General features: G+C 60.4%; 1 protein-coding gene. It reads left to right on the plus strand.

The genetic code is table 11. From position 1 onward, the window contains the following. Positions 1–190 precede the first annotated feature (190 nt). A partial coding sequence (locus EN818_RS31255) for a phage integrase N-terminal SAM-like domain-containing protein (RefSeq protein ID WP_189523996.1) occupies positions 191–346 on the plus strand: 156 nt, incomplete at its 3' end.

A 346-nucleotide genomic window follows, 5' to 3' on the forward strand; every position in this document is an offset into this window, starting at 1 on the left:
CGCCGATCCTGCCGCGTCCGCACGGCTCATGCCGTCAAGCCCCGCCGCTAGAGCAGTTCAGGTTTTGACTGAATCTGAGGGGATTGAACGAAGCCGCTGACGCGGCATTTGGCGGGTCGGTTTGCGGTTGAGGCTTCTGTTTTGAAGGATTGCGGCTGTTGAAGCGCAATCTTGGAACAGGAGCACTGAGATGGCCGAGTTGAGCCCTCTTCGCCGGCGCATGATCGAAGACATGACGATCCGCAATCTGTCGCCGGCCACGCAACGATCCTACGTGCACGCGGTGGCGAAGTTTTCCCGCCATTTCGGCCGATCCCCTGACCGCCTTGGCCTTGAAGATGTCCGC

Origin of the sequence: Mesorhizobium sp. M3A.F.Ca.ET.175.01.1.1 (genome assembly GCF_004791945.1) — a bacterium.
Lineage (GTDB): Bacteria > Pseudomonadota > Alphaproteobacteria > Rhizobiales > Rhizobiaceae > Mesorhizobium.